Raw genomic sequence first — 18,100 nt, 5'->3', positions numbered from 1 at the left:
CTGCACTGTTTGCAAGCCACGCGCCAATCCCTGCCAGGCTTATTTAGTTATTGTTTTTATTGGTTTTTATTGAAGAGCCTTCAAGCCACAGCAAAACCAAACCGGTCATCTGGTTATCACTTCTGCTCAATTTTGGAAACATACTTTTCATTTTTGACACAGGATCGGTTGATTACAGCAGTTTTCAACAGGGGGCCCGAAGGCAGAGTGGAAACTTGATAATCACCCCAATTTCTCTACGGGTTATCGGTTTTCATCCGACCTGACCCCCACAGAGATGTCAGGCGTGATACCCATCCCCATCAATCGTCACTGAAAAAAAAGCGCGGGATCCGCGCTTTGCAAACGGCGTTGTTGAACCATCCCTGGTTATGCCGGAGGGTTTTCAAGAAAAATCAGGGGCGATCATCCTTGAACATGCGCCAGCCGCTGATCATGGTACTGATCAGACTCTGACGGGAGACGATATCCTCCCGGATTGCCACATAGACATGAACAATGACGAACACCACGATGATCCACATTCCCCAGTGGTGCCACAGACGCACATCCTGGCTCTGCCCTACCAGGGGAATCAGCCAGCCAAACAGCTGGTCCTGCCAACTGCCCAATCCGGTCTGCTCTGCATAGAGTGAAAAACCGGTCAATACCATGGCAATTCCGCCCACTGTGATGATCGCCACCATGGTGATGTGGGCCAGAGGATTGTGGCCTTCATACTTCTTCGGTTCCTTTTCCAGAAAGGCGTACCAGCGCACCTCATGTATCAGCTCTTTCCAGAATGAGAGCCGATAGAAAGGCAGATGAAACAGTTCACGGGAGTGCTCATTTCCGACAATCGCCCAATATATTCTGCCGATGAATCCGACAGTAAAAATATAAGCCGCCGCAAAATGGGCAAATCGCATATAGCCCATCAGAACATGGTCACTCGCTTCGCCCGGTAAGGTGGGTAGAGGATTGGCGATAAAATAGCCGGTAACCGCAAGCACCAAAATCGCCAGCGCATTGATCCAATGCCATAACCTGACAGGGGCTTCATAGACATAGACAGCAGTGCGTTTAATGGTCGTTTGCATTGGCCTCTCTCCTGAATCGATTTATTATGATCGTCTGTTCACTACCGGTTGTTTCCATTAGTGTGGCCGGGCCGCACCCTACCTCCCGCCACACCTGGAAATTCACTGATTTTTTTGTAGCCGGGCAAAGGCAATAACCCCCAGTACCCCGGCTAGCAGCATCAACGGCAGTGGATGTTCAGCGATCAGATGCAGAATGACCGAAAAGAGTGTTGCATCACTGTGCTCACCAACGTGGGCCAGCAGAGGGCTGCTTGCCAACAAACCACCTAAACCAATCATTAGCTTTTTCATCTCAACTCCTAATACAACTTAATACGATTAATCAAACAGAACCGGTGAGTTAACGCACCTTCACCTTTGCCAACTCCTTACCCTCTTCACTCATCACATGAGTCGAGCAGGCCAGACAGGGATCGAAACTGTGCAGAGTGCGGAGTATTTCCACCGGCTCTTCAGCCCTGGCTACCTTGGTATTCATCAATGAGGCCTCGAAGGCACCGATATTGCCTTCGCTGTCCCGGGGTGAACCGTTCCAGGTGGTGGGCACTACACACTGGTAGTTATCAATGCGGGTATCCTTGATCTTGATCCAGTGTCCCAGGGCACCGCGCGGAGCCTCACTGAAACCTACCCCTTTCGCCTCCCTCGGCCAGGTCTCAGGATCCCAGTTATCCACATTCGCAGTGGACGAATCGCCCGCCTTGATGTTGGCAATCAGCTTATCCATGAAGTAGCGCATCTTGTCGGCGGCCCAATCCGCCTCCAGACCGCGCGCCGCCGTGCGACCCAGGGTGGAGAAGAGAGCGGTGACCGGCACATCCAGCGTCTTGAGGACGAAGTTGATCTGCTCGGTAATCTCTTCATGACCACTGGCATAACCGACGATATAGCGAGCCAGAGGACCAACCTCCATGGGGTGGCCACGCCAGCGGGGCGCTTTGATCCAGGAGTATTTGGCATTCTCATCGATCTGCTCGATGTTGGTCTTGGTGCCTTTGGCGTTGGGACCCAGCTCATAGTTGGGCTCGGTCACCCCATCCCAGGGGTGCAGACCTTTGACCCCATTCGGATAGTTGTACCAGGAGTGCGGTACATACTCCTGAATCTCTTCCGGATTGCGCAGATCGACTTCATGCACCTCTTTCAGGTTACCATTGATGATGGCGCCTCTGGGCATCATCAGATTGGCTGTGGTGTAGTCGTTGGCCCGATCGGGAATATCGCCGTAGGAGAGTACATTGGTGCTCGCCAGACCACCGCCATACAACCACCCTTTGTAGAATTGAGCCACTGCCAGCAGGTCTGGAATATAGACATTCTTGATGAACTCCCGGGAGCTGTCGATGATGTGGGAGATCTGATTCAGGTTGACCATATTGAGTGCACCGACAGAGCCGACCCCATCCAGATTGATCGGACAGGGCACACCACCCACCAACCAGTTCGGGTGGGGATCCTTTCCACCGAGAATGGTGCGGATCTTCATGATCTCCTTCTGAAAATCGAGGGCCTCCAGATAGTGAGTCACCGCCATCAGATCCGCTTCCGGTGGCAACAGGTAGGCGGGATTGTCCCAGTATCCGTTTTTAAACGGACCAAGCTGGCCACTCTCGACAAACTTCTTCAGTCGGTTCTGGATATCGCGGAAATAGCCCGGCGAGGATTTGGCATGTTTCGGCGAGACCTTCTGCTGCAACTCGGAAGTGGCCCTGGGGTCCGCCTTCAGCGCATTCACCGGATTGACCCAGTCGAGGGCGTGCAGATGGTAGAAGTGCACCAGATGGTCATGCACCTGCAGGGTCAACTGCATGATGTTGCGAATCGAGTTGGCGTTATCCGGAATCTCAATTTTCAGTGCATCTTCCACAGCACGTACCGAGGTCAAGGCATGAGTACCGGTACAGACACCGCAGATCCGCTGGGTAAAGGCCCAGGCATCACGGGGATCCCGACCCTTGAGGATCACCTCAAGGCCGCGCCACATGGTGCCGGTTGAGACCGCATTGCGGATCACATTCTCTTCGTCCAGATTCACTTCACAACGCATATGCCCTTCGATACGGGTCACCGGATCGACCACCACACGCTGACCTGAATCATCCAGCTTGAAACCGTTGGGAGTAGTCTTGGTGCTCATTGATCACGGTCTCCTTTCTTTTGCGCGTTTTTGATGGCTGTGACTGCCGCATGGGCAGCGGCGGTTGCGCCGACAATACCGGCCGCCGCCAGACCGACCTTATCCGCATTCGCCTCGATGCCGAACTGATGGGTATCGGTGACATGCTGATAGAACGAGCCTTTGTCCCAGAAACCATCTTCCGAACAACCGATACAGCCATGGCCGGCCTGGATCGGAAAGGAGAGCCCACCGTTCCAGCGGATGGTTGAGCAGGCGTTATAAGTGGTCGGCCCTTTACACCCCATCTTGTAGAGGCAGTAACCCTTACGCGCAGAGTCATCATCCCAGGCCTCGACGAATTGCCCCGCATCGAAGTGTGGACGTCGATAACACTTATCGTGGATGCGTTGACTGTAGAACATCTTCGGCCGTCCCTGCCGATCGAGTTCAGGAAACTTTTCAAAGGTCAGGATGTAGGTCACCACCGCCGTCATCACTTCGGCGATGGGTGGACAACCGGGCACCTTGATGATCGGCTTGTTGGCCAACCCAGGTACCTTATGGACCGGTGTGGCCCGGGTGGGATTGGGCCGTGCTGCCTGCACACAACCCCAGGAGGCACAGGAGCCCCAGGAGATGATCGCTTTGCAGTGTTCCGCCGCCATTCTCAACTGTTCAACGAAGGGCTTGCCACCGATGATGCAGTACATGCCATCCTCATCCAACGGAGGATTGCCCTCCACCGCCAGGATGAAGTTGCCATCGTACTTTTCAATGGTCTCTTCGATGATTGCTTCCGCCTGATGCCCGGCAGCGGCCATGATGGTGTCGTCATAATCGAGGGAGATCATCGACAGCACCACATCCTTCGCCAGCGGGTGTGCGGAGCGGATAAAGGATTCGGAACAGCAGGTACACTCGAGGCCGTGCAGCCAGATCACAGGAATACGGGGTTTGGTCTCCATGGCCTCGGCAATACGAGGCACCACAGCCGGTCCCAATCCCAGGGCGGAAGCCGTCAAGCTGCAGAACTTCAGAAAACTGCGACGGGTAATCCCCTGCCGTCGCATGACTTGGTAAAAGGTTTCTGTCATCACCCTGCTCCTCCAGGTCGTTTGAATGGGCTGTGCGGTCTTATTCTTCTTTCCGCACTTTGCCCTACTGGAGCAACAGTTATGCCATATTAACTAAATTAATTTATATCAATGGGTTAGCATTCTAAGTAAGCGAAATACAAAAACTGAAGTGTACGCTAATCTTTCGTGACCACTCAGTGAGTGGCAAGCTACTTTCCAGTCATTTCTCTGATCTGCTCAGCGGTAGTTTTTGTAAAACCACTTTACTGACACCGGCTCATTCAATGTTCACATTTATCCAGATTTTCCTTTGCACCAGGTAAAACTGTGAGTAGAAATGTGGCAATTAGAATCAATGGAGCAAACAAAAGAAGTATCAATCCTGCAAACATCACAATCTGCTGCATGTACAGAATGTCCGGTACGATTCTGCTTCCGGCCAGAATCATCAGGATACCTGCAATAAAAAATATGGAGGAGACAACGACCCCCTCTCGCATCGATTTACAGCCGATTTTCAATAGACCCATCGGTTATCCTCGTTTTTTCAGCCGAGTAAACATAATCACTCCCCACCAAGCAGTATATCTGCCTCACCCGGCGACAAACCAAACTCCTCTTCAATCATCCGGTTCCACTTATCCCTTTTGAAAACAGCTTTATCCGGTACAGCTCTGTGTACCAGATTGTAATGACATTCGATGCAGCTCTTCTCTTTCGCATCCTCGGTATGGATCAGAACCGTATCCGGTCGGGTGCCATAGATTGCCTCTTTGACATGGCATCGCTTACAGGTAGCAGAGTCCCGCTGCTTGAACCAATCCCTGGCGGCAAATGCAGCGTCAGGCAGATGCAGCGCATTAATCACCGGATCATCGTACTCCGGGCCGAAAATCTGATTGAACAGATCCTTGCCCCCAATAAAGTGATCCCAGGTTGCGGCAAATACACCTTCGGATACATGGCAGTCTCCACAACTTGCGCGTACACCCGAAGCGGGTCTGTAGTGGGAGGATTGCCGATAGGGTTCGGCAACCAGTTCCATTGAATGGCAGGTTGTACAAAAGGTTTCCGTGCTGGTGAGGTGATCGAATTCAGTCAAAAAAAGTACAAACCCGATACCGGCGAATCCGCCAATCAACAGTGCAAACACGACATGGCGAGTAATGAACAGTGGCAGTCTCAGCTTACTCATGGCTCTCTTTCCCAATGCCGTAACCGAGAATCGGATTCGGTTTTCCCGGATTGTTCAGCCAGCTGTGCTGATCCAGGCTGGTGACATGCATTTCAATCAACTCATTGGCAGTCTCTTCTCCGGCGAGCTGACGAAGCTGGGGCAGAAACTCACCATAAAAATTCTGCCCTACCTTGTGCATCCCCTCCCATGAGGCATAGTTGGGACTCATCATCGCCGCACCATGACGCGCTGCCGTACCCTCATCGTGCCAGAGCCGCCAGAAGCTGAACTCGATCGGCTCATCAAACGGCGCAGGGGTTAGCAATTTCTTCTCATAGAGTGCCGACATAATTGCCTGAGCCGGTTTGCCGAACTTCTCGTTGTAGAGCTTGACCACATTGTCAAACTGTTTCATGTAGCTGTTTACGAAGTTCTTGCCGTGACACTCAAGACAGACTTTAGTCATGACCTGCCGACGCCGTTTCGGACTGGCAACCGCCTTAACCTTACCCATAGTGCCATCCAGTTTACTCAGCTCTGACCCTCGCCTTGGGGCTGGCTGGGAATCGGGCAATTCCCTTCGATCCCCATCTTCGAAGATGACCAGATACTGTTGCTCGGATATCGGACGATTGAGGCTCCAGGCATCCCGCATCCCCACATCGTGACTTCCTTTCACGCCCGGAGTGGAGCCCATATGGCAAGTGACACAGGTTGGTGCGGCACTATAGTCCTTGCCAAGCACCCACTGATCAGCCTCCAGATTCATTTTCGATCTATTGGCTTCATAGAGCATGCCATGCTTTGAGCTTGCGTAGACTTCATCGTCCGGGGAGTCAGGACCGGTATGACACCAGGTGCAGGCACTCGGATCCCTGGCCTGCGCCTTGGAAAAACTGTGACGCCCATGGCAGGCGGAACATGAGCCGAGGGAACCGTCCGGATTAATCCGCCCGATACCGGTATTGGGCCAGGTTTCTGGCGTCAGGGTACCATCACCACGCACTTCCACTTTGGAACCATGACACTGGGCACAGCCTGCGGCAACCATCTCTTTGCCGCTCAGATTATCTGCCAGAGCAGGTAAGCGATTCTTGATCATACTCAGTGCTTTTGCATGGACCGACCCCTCAGTCTCCTTGAACTCCTTGTCATGACAACGGCCACAATCCTTCGGGGTGACAATGGTGGCGATGATTGCACCTTCATGCTCTATTGCATCGTTATCGACCTGGTCAGCCAGATGGCAATCAAGGCAATTAACCCCAGCCTCGGCATGGGCACTGTTCTGCCATTCATGGGTTAAAGCCGCTGAAGATTTTTTATGACAGGAGACACACTCCTTACCCTCTTCCAGACCCCAGTTGCTTGGATCCAGTTTTACCTTTTCAGCCATGGCCGAAGAAGCCAGACCAAACCATATCAAAAGCGCAAGCAGCGCCCACTGACCAGTGCGTCCCAATGATTGCAGATCGAGCATGCCTCCCCCTTGCAAAGTGCGTTCTTGAATTGTTATCTACCGCGTTCTCAAAGATAAACTCAGGACACGTTCACTCTGCTCTCAGTTACAGATTACTTATTAGTTTGGTAGGAAATAGTTTCCGGCGCAGATACCAACTTGCTTATCATTTTTTGTTTAAGACTAGACCTGAAAATACCCTAACACTATGCAATTTTTATAATTGATGATCAATACGTCTTGCTGTAAACCGCTTTTTTTCTGATTACTCAAAAGTATATTAGCTTTTTATAAATGAGTATTTTCCCTAATTGATGAGATGCCATTAAAAGTGTGATTATTGAGCGGGTAAAAATTCGCAAACATGAGGGTCATGGAATTGCGAAGTTAATAAAAAAACGGAGGAAGTAGATGGATAATAACAAAGGGCTTACCCTGCTGTTCGCAATAATCGGATGGTTTGGTATACACACTCTCGCATTGGCTGAACCCCTTCATCAAATCTCATCGGAAACCTGCAAGACCTGCCACAAAGAGATCTACAAGCAGTGGAAAGGATCGATGCATGGAAACAGTTCAGCACTCAACGATCCGATTCACGCCACCTTCTACAAAAAGGTAGTGGGTGACCCTACCAAGGAAGGGGTTAAACACAAGGCATCAGGCAAGTATCCCATCTGTCTGCAGTGCCATGCACCCAATGCGGCAAAGGATAAAACCACCAAACTCGACGCCAAACCGGCCTACTCCGAAGGGGTCAACTGTGTGGTTTGCCATACCCTGAAAAAGTACAACGGCATTCAGGCGCCGAATGGCAAATTGCAGCTCGGCCTGAAGGCCTATGACTACTCCAAAGATGCGATACAGGGACCGGGAAGACACTCCAATGTCGGCTTGCAGAAACTGTCTGCCGCAGGTGACGCCTTCGGTGGCAGCGCCATGAGCGACGACAGTAAGCCCAATCCACATTTAGGCGAAGCGGTAACCGTTGACGGCAAAGAGATTCCCTCCATTCCTATGGAGAGCAATCCCAAACTGATGAAAACCTCAGATGCCTGCATGGGTTGTCATGACCAGCGTAACAACCCACACGGTGTTCCTCTCTGTCAGACCGGTAACGAGTACTCCATCAGCCACTCTCAGGTAAACTGTCTCTCCTGTCATATGCCGATCAATGACGGGCTGGCGGATCACTCCATGGGTGGTGGACACGACAGCGGCATTCTGCAGCGTTCTGTGGTGTTTGATGTCTCTACCGAATCTGTTGGGGATGTCATCCGGGCAACTGCCTATCTGAAAAACCCTCAACCTCACAGCCTGCCAACCGGGGCGCCTTTCCGTAATATCTACATGAAGCTGACTGCCTATGATGGCGAGGGTAATGTGGTCTGGGAAAATGCCAAGGGTCATCCGAAGGATGGGGATTCCAAAGCCTACTTCGTCTATGCCTTGGCTGACAGCGAAGGTAAACCAGCCATGCCGCCTACCGCAACAGCACTGGGTAAGGATTCACGTCTTAAGCCTCACGAAGAGCGGACCCTGGTCTACGATATACCGTCGAAAGGGGTAAAACTGGTGCGCGGTGAACTCTACTACAATCTGCTTTGGCCGGTACTGGTAGAGAAGTTCAAGCACCTGCCGGAAGATTTGACCGCACCTACACTGATAGCAACTGCGGAAAGCACACTTTAACTGATAACAAACAGGCTTGGCATCAGCGGATGCCAAGCCGCACAAACCTCACTTTCAGAGGTTGGATTTATCCTCTGAGCAGTATCGAAAAATCCCGTTGTATTTGCAGGACGCATAAGTAGTTGTACTTGGCGAACCATGTCGGTTTGTCCCTAATATTGACTATAGGTGGCGTGATGCTTCGTATTGCCCGATGCTTGAAAAACAGCAACCCTGGTCTGTTGTCTCTAGTCTGTTTTCTACTGGTTTGTCTGCCTCTAGCTTCAGCAACTGCCGCAGTTGAAAAGCAGAGCAACTCTACAGCTGATCACACGAAATTCGAAGAGCTCCAACAGGAGTTTGATTCCGCTCCCGAGGTGACCAAGGCCTGCCTGGGTTGCCATACCGAGGCCAGTAAACAGATCCATAAAACCACCCATTGGAATTGGAAATTCACCCATCCGGCAACCAATCAGGAATTAGGTAAAAAGAAGGTGGTCAACAGCTTTTGCGGCTCTATTATCACCAACTATGCCCGCTGCACCAGTTGTCATATCGGTTATGGCTGGAAGGACGACAGCTTCGATTTTGCCTCAGAAGTGAATGTCGACTGCCTGGCCTGCCACGACACCACCGATACCTATCGAAAATTTCCCACGGATGCCGGTCATCCCGCTTATGTGGATAAGCCCTTCCCGCCGAAAAAGGGCAAAATATGGAAGGCACCGGATCTTACACATGTGGCACAAAATGTCGGCAAGACCCGCCGGCAGAACTGTGGCAACTGCCATTTCCTTGGTGGCGGTGGCGACGGGGTAAAACATGGCGACCTCGACTCCTCCATGTACAACCCGTCAAAAGAGCTGGATGTGCATATGGGTGTGGATGGACTCAATTTCGTCTGCACCGAATGTCATACCACCGATGGGCATGATGTTAAGGGCAGCCGATATACCACAGTGGCCAAGGATACCCACGGTATCGACATACCAGGCCGGGATGATGAAAGCCGAGCCACCTGTGAGTCCTGCCACGGCCTCAAGCCCCATACTGAAACCATCAACAACAAGATCAACGACCATACGGACAAGGTGGCCTGTCAAACCTGCCATATCCCCTACTATGCCAAGGGAGGCATACCGTCAAAAACCTGGTGGGATTGGTCAACCGCAGGACGAATGGATGCGGATGGTAAACATATCAAGAAAAAGGATGAAAATGGTTATGTCACTTATGTAACCAAAAAAGGCAGTTTTGAGTGGGGTGAAAACCTGATTCCGGAATATGACTGGCTCTCCGGCGATATCCGTTATCAGGAACTTGATCAAAAACTCGATCCGAATGCCATCGTCCCCATCAATACCTTCAATGGCAGTTACGATGATCCTGACGCCAGAATCTGGCCTTTCAAGATCATGCGGGGGAAGCAACCCTACGACAAGGGCAATAATACCCTGGTCATCACCCATCTTTTCGGCAAGGACAGTGAGGCCTATTGGAAATCCTTCGACTGGAATCGGGCCATCAAGGCTGCCATGGATGCTGCCGGTGCAGACTATAGCGGTGAATATGGTTTTATCGAGACCACCTACCACTGGCCTCTGTCCCATATGGTGGCGCCTAAGGCAGAAGCCCTTGGTTGTGACAGTTGTCACAGCCGGGATGGTCGCCTGGCCAATCTGACTGGATTCTACATGCCGGGCAGAGACCGGAATGAGCTCCTCGATATCATCGGCTGGCTGGCGGTTTTAGGTACCCTGGGTGGCGTTTCACTTCACGGCTTGGCCCGGATAGCAATGCGCGGCAGGAGGAAAGATTGATGGCAAAAGTAATGATGTACAAACGCTTTGAGCGTTTATGGCATTGGTCTCAGGCTTTCCTGATCATATCGATGCTGATTACCGGCTTCGAAATTCATGGCACCCTCACCCTTTTCGGCTTTGAACAGGCGGTGGACCTGCATATCACCTTTGCCTGGACACTGATCGGTCTGTGGATATTTGCCATCTTCTGGCATCTGACCACCGGGGAGTGGAAGCAGTACATCCCCTCCAGCGCCAACAAGCTGATGGCGATGGCCAAATACTACGGGGTCGACATCTTTCTCGGTGGGGGCCACCCGTTCCACAAAACCAGGGAGCACAAGCTCAATCCGCTGCAGCGCATGGCCTACCTTTCTCTTCATGTGCTGATCTCCCCGGCGGTCTGGCTCAGCGGCCTGCTCTATCTTTTCTATACCTCCTGGGATGCCTGGGGTCTGGGGTGGCTGAGCCTGGGTGCCATAGCCCTGATCCATACAGCGGCCGCCTTTGCCATGCTGACCTTTCTGGTGGCCCATCTCTACCTGGCGATTACCACCAGCAAGGAGCCCTTTGGCTATGTGAAGGCGATGATCACCGGTTACGAGGAAGAGTAGAGCCGCTACGGGCCTGAATTCCGGTCGGACGATCTATTTCTCATCTGGGATTGACAAAGGACCAAGATATCTTCAGAATTCGCGTTCCACAAAAACGCGCCCGTAGCTCAGCTGGATAGAGTACCTGGCTACGAACCAGGTGGTCGGAGGTTCGAATCCTTCCGGGCGCGCCATTTTAAGCTGGGTGCTTACCCGCCAGCCAAGCTGGAACCTCCCAACGTGAACTTGAGATAATTCGAACCTCCGAATCAAAACAGCCGGTTCGACCAGGCACGCCAGTGCCGCAGAGCAGCTAATAGCTGTTAATCCTTCCGGGCGCACCATTTTAGGCTTATACACCAGCCAAGTTGTAACCTCCCAACATGAATCTAAGATAATTCGAACCTCTGAATCAAAACGGTCGGGTCGACCAGGCACGCCAGTATCGAAGAGCAGTTAGAATCTTTTTATCCTTTTCCCAGCGCTTGCACAACTAGCTAAAACGCACTCCACACCATAAATAACTCCTTATAATCATAATGTTAGGAATCTGACAACCAAAACCCTTGTAAAACATCTATTCCTCTATAATTGCTTTTGAAGAGCATTGGATTACTTAAATCAGATTTCTCAAAAAGACCATATGTTATAATTACACCGTTCAATTTTTTGTATTTGTTCCTCCAGGAACCTGAATGAACAGGATTACGGGATTTCTCAGTTGAATCTTGATCTGCACAAATTCAAAGGAAAACGTTCCCTTGCCATAGTTTCAGGGCTTCTCTTCTTCCTCGTGGTGGCCGCCACGGCGGAAGTGATTGCCTATCTGCTGGAGGCAAAAAATCAGGAGCATGAGCGTTCCAGCGTGGTGAAAAAAGTCTCCACTCTTAGAGCCAGGCTGGAGGGGGAACTCAATTCCACACTCCACCTTACCCGTGGCTTGATTGCCTATGTGGCAACTCATCCAGATATCCAAGAGCCTAATTTTTCTCAGCTGGTCAGCGAAATCCTGACTCAGGGACGAAACATCCGAAACATCGGTTTGGCCCGAAACAATATCATTACCCATATTTTTCCATTAGCGGGAAATGAATCGGCACTGGGACTGGAGTATGAGAAAAACAGTAAACAGTGGCCTGCTGTAAAACAGGCGATGGATGCCAAAGGTACCGTTGTCGCAGGACCGGTAAACCTGGTACAGGGTGGTCAGGCGTTTATCGCCCGAACCCCGATATTTACCCGCAAAGGCATCACCGGTCTGTTGAGTGAACATAAACCCAGCTATTGGGGTATGGCTTCCATCGTGATCGATATACCGAGTCTGTTTCAGAGTGCAGGGATCTCGGAACAGACCGATGGACTCGCACTGGCACTCAGGGGTAAAGATAGCCAGGGCGCACAGGGTGAAATGATCTTCGGCGATGAGGCACTTTTTCAAAGGTCACCGGTTGTTCAATCCATTGTACTTCCCAATGGCAATTGGCAAATCGCCGCAATCCCTATTGCAGGATGGGGCTCAGGCCTGACCCCGGTCTGGCTATTACGCACCAGTGGCTGGTTGTTGGCACTGCTGATTGGCGCTTTGATTGCGGCCTTGGTCGAGACCCGGGCCACCAACCTGGAATTGGCCCTGCACGATCCGCTAACCGCTCTACCCAACAGGCGACTGCTGGAAGACCGCATGCAGCAGTTACTTGAACATCATAAAAGGAACAATACCGGCTTTGGGGTACTCAGTATCGACCTGGATGGTTTCAAAGCAGTCAATGATCAGTATGGGCATCGTGTTGGTGACAAACTGCTGCAAATCGCCGCATTCCGCATGCAGTCGAGCATCCGTGCCACAGATACTGTCTGTCGAAGCGGCGGTGACGAATTCATCATTCTGATTGATGATGTACACACCCGTAGTGATCTGGAAAAGGCACAACAGCAGGTTATCAATAAACTCATTGGTAACGCGCTTGTGGAAAACCGAACCATCCAACTCCAAGCCAGTTCGGGTATAGCCTACTACCCTGAAGATGGAGAGTCCCTGGACAGTCTGCTCAAAACCAGTGATCGAAAAATGTATAGTAATAAACGTGGAGGACAGGTGATTGATATCGAATCAGCCAGCCAGTTAAACTGAAATTTGATCAATCCGGGCCTGGCAATCACAAACCAAACTGAATTTTCAACCACAACCATCTCGATGAGAACACACATCTACGGATGGGCAAGTTGTGGTGCAGCGACGACCCGATCTCGATACTTTTTATCCCCCCGCTCTTTTGTGCCACTTACCACGAACTCACGGGATTCGTTTGTAGGATTAGCAACAATCATCCTCGCTGAGTTCTCCTTTCTTCTCATATTTCAGGTAAATACCCCAGTTTCTTTCAGATGGAACAGTTTTTGCCAGTACCTGATCAGGTAATTTGTGTACTGGTTTCGGGGGATGGTATGGGTTATTCAGATATTGAGGCTTCGAAGATCGAGACTCTGCTATCGACGGCCGATCCACTGATCCTTGATAGGCGCGACCAGCCGAGTCAAAAACGTGGAAGACTGCCCAGTGCCCTGCCCGTTTCAGATGACACCATTGGACAACTGATCCGCCGCCGACGCAGTAATCCAGCAGTACTGGTCTACTGCTATCACGGGAATCAAAGCCGTGGTCTTTGCAGTTTTCTAAGCTAAATGGGATTGAAAAATGTACACAACCTGGCCGGAGGCTGGGAGGCCTGGGAACGTTTTAAAGCATCTAATGATGAAACAGGAAAAGAGGCATGAAAACCACAGACAAGATCCGCAAACAGTTGAGTGACCACCCGGTAATTCTCTACATGAAAGGCACCCCTGAAGAGCCCCGCTGTGGTTTCTCAGCCAAGGCGGCGGCGGTAATGAAAGCAACTCAGGTGGGTTTTGCACATGTGGATGTGCTCAGCTCGCCACTGATCATGCAGGCACTGCCCGAGGTCTCGGAGTTCCCTACCTTTCCACAGCTGTTCATTAATGGCGAGATCATCGGTGGCAGCGATATTGTCGAGGCGATGTATCAGAGCGGCGAACTGGTTCCCATGCTCAAAGCAGCCACGGCGCATTAGGAGTCACCCATGAATGAGGAAGAGATACTCAACCGTGTGCGTACACTGCATCCGCAAGCGGTCATCGATGTAGCCGGTGAGGATTGCAGCTTTGAACTCTATGTGGTCAGTAAAGCCTTTGCCGGAGTCTCCATTCTGAAACGTCAGCAACCGATCCTGGCGCTGTTCAAAGAGGAGATCAGCAACGGTACTCTGCACGCCTTGACGATCAAGGCGAAGACACCGGCTGAACTATCGTCACAGGGCGGATTGGTACAGATACAACCACTTACCTGAACCGTGCAGACGGCGTAATTGCCCTACCCAAGGCACAATCAAAAATTCTCCAATCAACCGTAACAGACAGGAAACACCATGCATAAGATCGGTATCTTCTTCGGCACAGAATCGGGTACGACCCGACTGATTGCAAAAAAGATCACCCGCAAAATCAACGCCCGGTATGAGGACCAACCGGCGGCCAAACCGATCAACATCAACCGGGTGGAGTTGGATCAGTTGCTGGCCTATGACAAGCTCATACTCGGCACACCAACCTATGGTGAAGGCCGGCTGCCAGGAAAGGCGGCGGGTAACGAGGAGATCAGTTGGGAGGAGTTCCTGCCGCAACTGAAATCCACCGATTTAAGCGGTAAACAGATTGCCCTCTATGGTCTGGGAGATCAGGAGAGTTATCCCGACCGGTTCGTCGATGGCATGATGCGTCTGCATCGACCTCTGCAAGATGCCGGTGCTGAGTTGATTGGTGGCTGTGCGGTTGAAGGGTTCGAGTTCAACCACTCAAAGTCGATTGTGGATGGGCGATTTGTCGGTCTGGTTCTGGATCAACATCTGCAGCACTTGCTGACAGAGCAACGCATCGACAGCTGGCTGGATGAGATTCTACCGTTGATGCTCGTCTGAATCTTACTCAGGCTTATTGAGCCGACTGCTCATCCCTTTGTTTGTCCAGCCCCCCCTAAAAAATCACTCTGGGGGCGCCTGAAAAAGCACCACTCGGCGTTGCTCATCACTCATTTGGAACACCAAACGACGTTCCTCGCGCCTTGCTTGGCGCTTTTTCAGACACAACAGGGCGTATTGGATTCGTGTTAACAGGCTCTAGCAAAACGAATGTACAACTGTTTTCTTGTGTATCCCGTATCTCTTCGAATCGGAGTGAATGTGCTTATATGGCATCTTTATTTTCTTAGCAGCAAGTCATTCTCTATTGCCACATATTTTGATGTGGATTGGATTAGTGAAGCCGCTGTTAAACCTGGAACGCCGTAAACTTCCGTTTTGACACCGAAATCCTTTTCCAGCTTTTTCATGAGTAAATCAAAGTCACCATCCCCGCTAACCAAAACCACCACATCTGAATCTCTTGCAGATTCAATTGCATCAATCGTTATTCCAACATCCCAGTCGCATTTCGAAGAGCCATCGGACCGCTGAATATACGGCTTCAACTTCACTTCAAAACCAATTGCCCTGAGAATATTTTGGAATTGTTGCTGCTTCGAATCGCCTCGATCACTGGAGTAGGCAATGGCTCGGATGACCTCTCTATTAGATGCAGCCATCTGCCAAAATCTGTTGTAGTCAAAGCCACAACTGTAAGCCTGCTTCGTCGTGTAGTAGACATTCTGAGCATCAACAAGAATTGTTACTTTATCCATATCTGCACATATGTGTAGTTAGTTAACTTGCGAATCATCCGCACACTCATATGCATTGGCAGAATGAGTCTGGTCAACAGTCAATTGTTTTATCCTATTGCTGTTGTAACAAACAGTATACCCTGACATTATAAGAAGCCTTATTCAGTCAACTGCTCTTCCCTTAACTTGTTACGCACCGCCATCAGCACCTTGCCAAAAGTGTTGTGCCCCCGTCCGTCACGACCACAGCCCCAATAGTAGTCATATTGGCTGGTCTCGATGATCTCCTGTTCCCCGGTTGCAAGCAGTGCAGCCACCACATCCGGATTCGCCCTGCATTTGATGTAGATGGCACGGGTCATCATCACCTTCTGCAGCTGTTTCCAGTCTTTGCGAATCGAACGCTTGTTCTTCGCCGCCAACGTCTGTGCCTTAGTGGGATGATCTGCTGTTCTGATCTCCTCGCGCAGTGCCTGATCTTCAAATTTCATGCCCTGATAGTAGTGCTCTGCCGACGGCCAGACTGCACCGTCCAGTTCGAAACCAATTTTCGAACAGCTGGCCAGGGGATGAATCACATCAGTACGGGAGAGATAGTAGGGTTTCTGTTTAGCTGAAGAGGACATCAAGACACTCGGTTAGTATTGGTAACAGTCAAGTATGACTCCGCAGGATCGAACACACCACCCTGCGCTCCCTTCTCGGTCCGTCGAACTCGCAGAAAAAGATATTCTGCCACTGGGAGAGCCCCAACCTACCATCGATCAGTGGAATGGTCTCAGAAGGACCGACCAGACCCGACTTGAGATGGGAATCCCCATTGCCATCCTGTTGATCATGCTGCCAGATACCCTTGGGAATCAGTTTACGCAACAGATCCACAACATCCCGCTGCACACTGTCATCCCAGTTCTCCTGGATCATGATGGCTGCGGTGGCACCCTGGGCGTAGAGGGCCACCAAGCCGTTCTGTACGCCACTGGAGCGTACCACCGCTTCGACCTGTGGGGTGATATCAACCAGCTCTTCCCGCTGGTTGGTTGTCAGAGTAATGATGTCACGCATAGGCTCTCTCTAAGAATAAAACAGTATTTGACTCAACTCGGAGAGTGAATTGATATCCCAATCCGGTCTGGGCAGTTCCGCCGGGTAATCGGTATTCGGGGCAAATCGACCGGTCCGCACCAGGGCTGTTTTCATACCAAGTCTGGCCGCACCGGCAATATCCGTATCCGGTCGATCACCAATCATCAGACAATGGTCGAGACTTATCCTGAGTCGCTCTGCAGCCATCTCATAGAGCAGTGGGTAAGGTTTACCAATGATCAGCGGCTGTTTCCCTGTGGCAACAGCGAAGGGCGCTACCAGTGCCCCGCCACCGGGCAACACGCGATGACTGCCCTCATGATGAGCATCAACACTGTGGTCAGGATTGGTACAGACCAGTTGAGCCCCCTGCTTCAGGATCAGATTGGTGCCGATGGTGATAGACTCGAAGTCGATCCCCGGCCCCTCACCGATCACCACAAAATCGGCCTGCTGCGAATCCTCCCGACCGCGCTCCTGCAGTGCCAGATGCAGACCTTCGGCTCCCACAGCAAAATATTTGAAATCCGGCTTCTGTCGGCCCAGCCAGAGAGCTGTCGCTTCGGCGGAAGTGACGATCTGCCTCTCATGCGGTCTTCTGAAGCCCATTCCCTCGAGACGATCCGCAACCCTGACTGGCGACAGGATGGGATTGTTGGTGATGAAGGCATGGGGCATATCCCCAACCCTTCGCATGAACTCCAGTGCGTCAGGGATCGCTTTTTCGCTATGATAGAGGACACCGTCCATGTCCAGCAGCAGGGAATTGATTGCCGGTTTCACAAGTGATCTTTTTTAATGGTTGTTGTATTGAATGTATGCCGCAGATTAACGCGAATCACCGCTAATGGTCGCAAATATTACCGAGTGGCCGCTGTGGATCAATAGTTTCTGATAAATCGCTGAATTGCCAGGGCTTCATCATTGGAAGATTTTCGTGGATTTGCGGTGATTGGCGTTTATTTGCGACTGAATACTTCTTCAATGCTCTCTCTTCCATAAAAAAAGGGTTTGAGGGTCTCCCTGGCTTGGCTGTGGGCTGGAGGTCGCCTTCGGCTCACCCCTTCGGGGCGCCTACGCTTCGCTGCGGCGTCGGCGTCACTTCGTTCCTTTCGAACGAAGGGTTCGAATCAATCCTCTCTCTCCGCCATAAAAAAAGGGGTTTGAGGGTCTCCTTGGCTTGGCTGTGGACTGAAGGTCGGGATTGATTCGCCTTCGGCTCACCCCTTCGGGGCGCCTACGCTTCGCTGCGGCGTCGGCGTCACTTCGTTCCTTTCGAACGAAGGGTTCGAATCAATCCTCT

19 protein-coding genes and 1 tRNA gene are annotated in these 18,100 nt (G+C 51.3%); 9 read left to right on the top strand and 11 right to left on the bottom strand.

Annotation, left to right across the window (positions count from 1 at the left end):
* Positions 1-395: 395 nt before the first annotated feature.
* The 7 genes from cybH to AC4IE8_RS00070 form a co-directional block, all read right to left on the bottom strand.
* The gene (gene cybH / locus AC4IE8_RS00100) at positions 396-1,079 is read right to left on the bottom strand and encodes a Ni/Fe-hydrogenase, b-type cytochrome subunit (RefSeq protein ID WP_490790001.1); all 684 of its coding nucleotides are present in this window, start codon (positions 1,077-1,079) and stop codon (positions 396-398) included.
* Between the two features lie 102 nt (positions 1,080-1,181).
* Positions 1,182-1,373, bottom strand: coding sequence for a hypothetical protein (locus AC4IE8_RS00095; protein WP_069006785.1), 192 nt, complete (start codon positions 1,371-1,373; stop codon positions 1,182-1,184).
* Positions 1,374-1,422: 49 nt separating this feature from the next.
* On the bottom strand, positions 1,423-3,219 hold the full coding sequence (locus AC4IE8_RS00090) for a nickel-dependent hydrogenase large subunit (RefSeq protein ID WP_490790000.1): 1,797 nt from the start codon (positions 3,217-3,219) through the stop codon (positions 1,423-1,425).
* Positions 3,216-4,295 carry a hydrogenase small subunit gene (locus AC4IE8_RS00085; protein WP_490789999.1) on the bottom strand — a complete coding sequence of 360 codons (1,080 nt, stop codon included), beginning with the start codon at positions 4,293-4,295 and terminating at the stop codon, positions 3,216-3,218. The genes AC4IE8_RS00090 and AC4IE8_RS00085 overlap by 4 nt, the downstream gene beginning before the upstream one ends.
* 263 nt (positions 4,296-4,558) lie before the next feature.
* Entirely contained in the window at positions 4,559-4,807 is a 249-nt protein-coding gene (locus AC4IE8_RS00080; protein ID WP_068992096.1) for a hypothetical protein, read from the bottom strand.
* Positions 4,808-4,842: 35 nt separating this feature from the next.
* Positions 4,843-5,472 (bottom strand): cytochrome c3 family protein, encoded by a 630-nt coding sequence (locus tag AC4IE8_RS00075; protein WP_068992098.1) that lies wholly within the window; start codon positions 5,470-5,472, stop codon positions 4,843-4,845.
* Entirely contained in the window at positions 5,465-6,934 is a 1,470-nt protein-coding gene (locus tag AC4IE8_RS00070; protein WP_083226087.1) for a multiheme c-type cytochrome, read from the bottom strand. Before AC4IE8_RS00070 ends, AC4IE8_RS00075 begins: the two co-directional genes overlap by 8 nt.
* A gap of 390 nt (positions 6,935-7,324) precedes the next feature.
* Between AC4IE8_RS00070 and AC4IE8_RS00065 the strand changes: the two genes are divergently transcribed.
* The 9 genes from AC4IE8_RS00065 (at position 7,325) to AC4IE8_RS00025 (ending at position 14,971) form a co-directional block, all read left to right on the top strand.
* Positions 7,325-8,605 carry a cytochrome c family protein gene (locus AC4IE8_RS00065; protein WP_068992100.1) on the top strand — a complete coding sequence of 427 codons (1,281 nt, stop codon included), beginning with the start codon at positions 7,325-7,327 and terminating at the stop codon, positions 8,603-8,605.
* 176 nt (positions 8,606-8,781) lie between these two features.
* Entirely contained in the window at positions 8,782-10,404 is a 1,623-nt protein-coding gene (locus tag AC4IE8_RS00060; protein WP_068992103.1) for a tetrathionate reductase family octaheme c-type cytochrome, read from the top strand.
* On the top strand, positions 10,404-11,000 hold the full coding sequence (locus AC4IE8_RS00055; protein ID WP_068992107.1) for a cytochrome b/b6 domain-containing protein: 597 nt from the start codon (positions 10,404-10,406) through the stop codon (positions 10,998-11,000). The genes AC4IE8_RS00060 and AC4IE8_RS00055 overlap by 1 nt, the downstream gene beginning before the upstream one ends.
* Before the next feature lie 96 nt (positions 11,001-11,096).
* Positions 11,097-11,173 (top strand) — tRNA-Arg (locus AC4IE8_RS00050).
* A gap of 527 nt (positions 11,174-11,700) precedes the next feature.
* Positions 11,701-13,110, top strand: coding sequence for a diguanylate cyclase domain-containing protein (locus AC4IE8_RS00045; RefSeq protein ID WP_068992109.1), 1,410 nt, complete (start codon positions 11,701-11,703; stop codon positions 13,108-13,110).
* 314 nt (positions 13,111-13,424) lie between these two features.
* Entirely contained in the window at positions 13,425-13,661 is a 237-nt protein-coding gene (locus AC4IE8_RS00040) for a rhodanese-like domain-containing protein (protein WP_490789998.1), read from the top strand.
* A gap of 89 nt (positions 13,662-13,750) precedes the next feature.
* Entirely contained in the window at positions 13,751-14,068 is a 318-nt protein-coding gene (grxD, locus tag AC4IE8_RS00035) for a Grx4 family monothiol glutaredoxin (protein ID WP_068992115.1), read from the top strand.
* 9 nt (positions 14,069-14,077) lie between these two features.
* Positions 14,078-14,344, top strand: coding sequence for a BolA/IbaG family iron-sulfur metabolism protein (locus tag AC4IE8_RS00030; RefSeq protein ID WP_490789997.1), 267 nt, complete (start codon positions 14,078-14,080; stop codon positions 14,342-14,344).
* A 78-nt stretch (positions 14,345-14,422) separates the two neighbouring features.
* Positions 14,423-14,971 carry a flavodoxin gene (locus tag AC4IE8_RS00025; protein WP_068992119.1) on the top strand — a complete coding sequence of 183 codons (549 nt, stop codon included), beginning with the start codon at positions 14,423-14,425 and terminating at the stop codon, positions 14,969-14,971.
* 278 nt (positions 14,972-15,249) lie between these two features.
* Here AC4IE8_RS00025 and AC4IE8_RS00020 read toward each other — a convergent pair whose 3' ends face one another.
* From AC4IE8_RS00020 to AC4IE8_RS00005, 4 genes are all read right to left on the bottom strand, one after another.
* The gene (locus AC4IE8_RS00020; protein WP_068992122.1) at positions 15,250-15,729 is read right to left on the bottom strand and encodes a LabA-like NYN domain-containing protein; all 480 of its coding nucleotides are present in this window, start codon (positions 15,727-15,729) and stop codon (positions 15,250-15,252) included.
* A 140-nt stretch (positions 15,730-15,869) separates the two neighbouring features.
* Positions 15,870-16,337, bottom strand: a complete 468-nt coding sequence (ybiA, locus tag AC4IE8_RS00015; protein WP_490789996.1) for a riboflavin biosynthesis intermediates N-glycosidase — start codon at positions 16,335-16,337, stop codon at positions 15,870-15,872.
* Between the two features lie 28 nt (positions 16,338-16,365).
* A complete protein-coding gene (locus AC4IE8_RS00010) occupies positions 16,366-16,776 on the bottom strand; it encodes a secondary thiamine-phosphate synthase enzyme YjbQ (RefSeq protein WP_490789995.1) in 411 nt (136 codons plus the stop codon).
* Positions 16,777-16,785: 9 nt separating this feature from the next.
* Positions 16,786-17,580 (bottom strand): HAD-IIA family hydrolase, encoded by a 795-nt coding sequence (locus AC4IE8_RS00005; protein WP_490789994.1) that lies wholly within the window; start codon positions 17,578-17,580, stop codon positions 16,786-16,788.
* Between the last annotated feature and the right edge of the window lie 520 nt (positions 17,581-18,100).

It is taken from the genome of Candidatus Thiodiazotropha sp. AKAK2, from assembly GCF_058244685.1.
The sequence above is the reverse complement of the archived record's forward strand: the minus strand, read 5'-3'. Positions and strand labels throughout refer to the sequence as shown.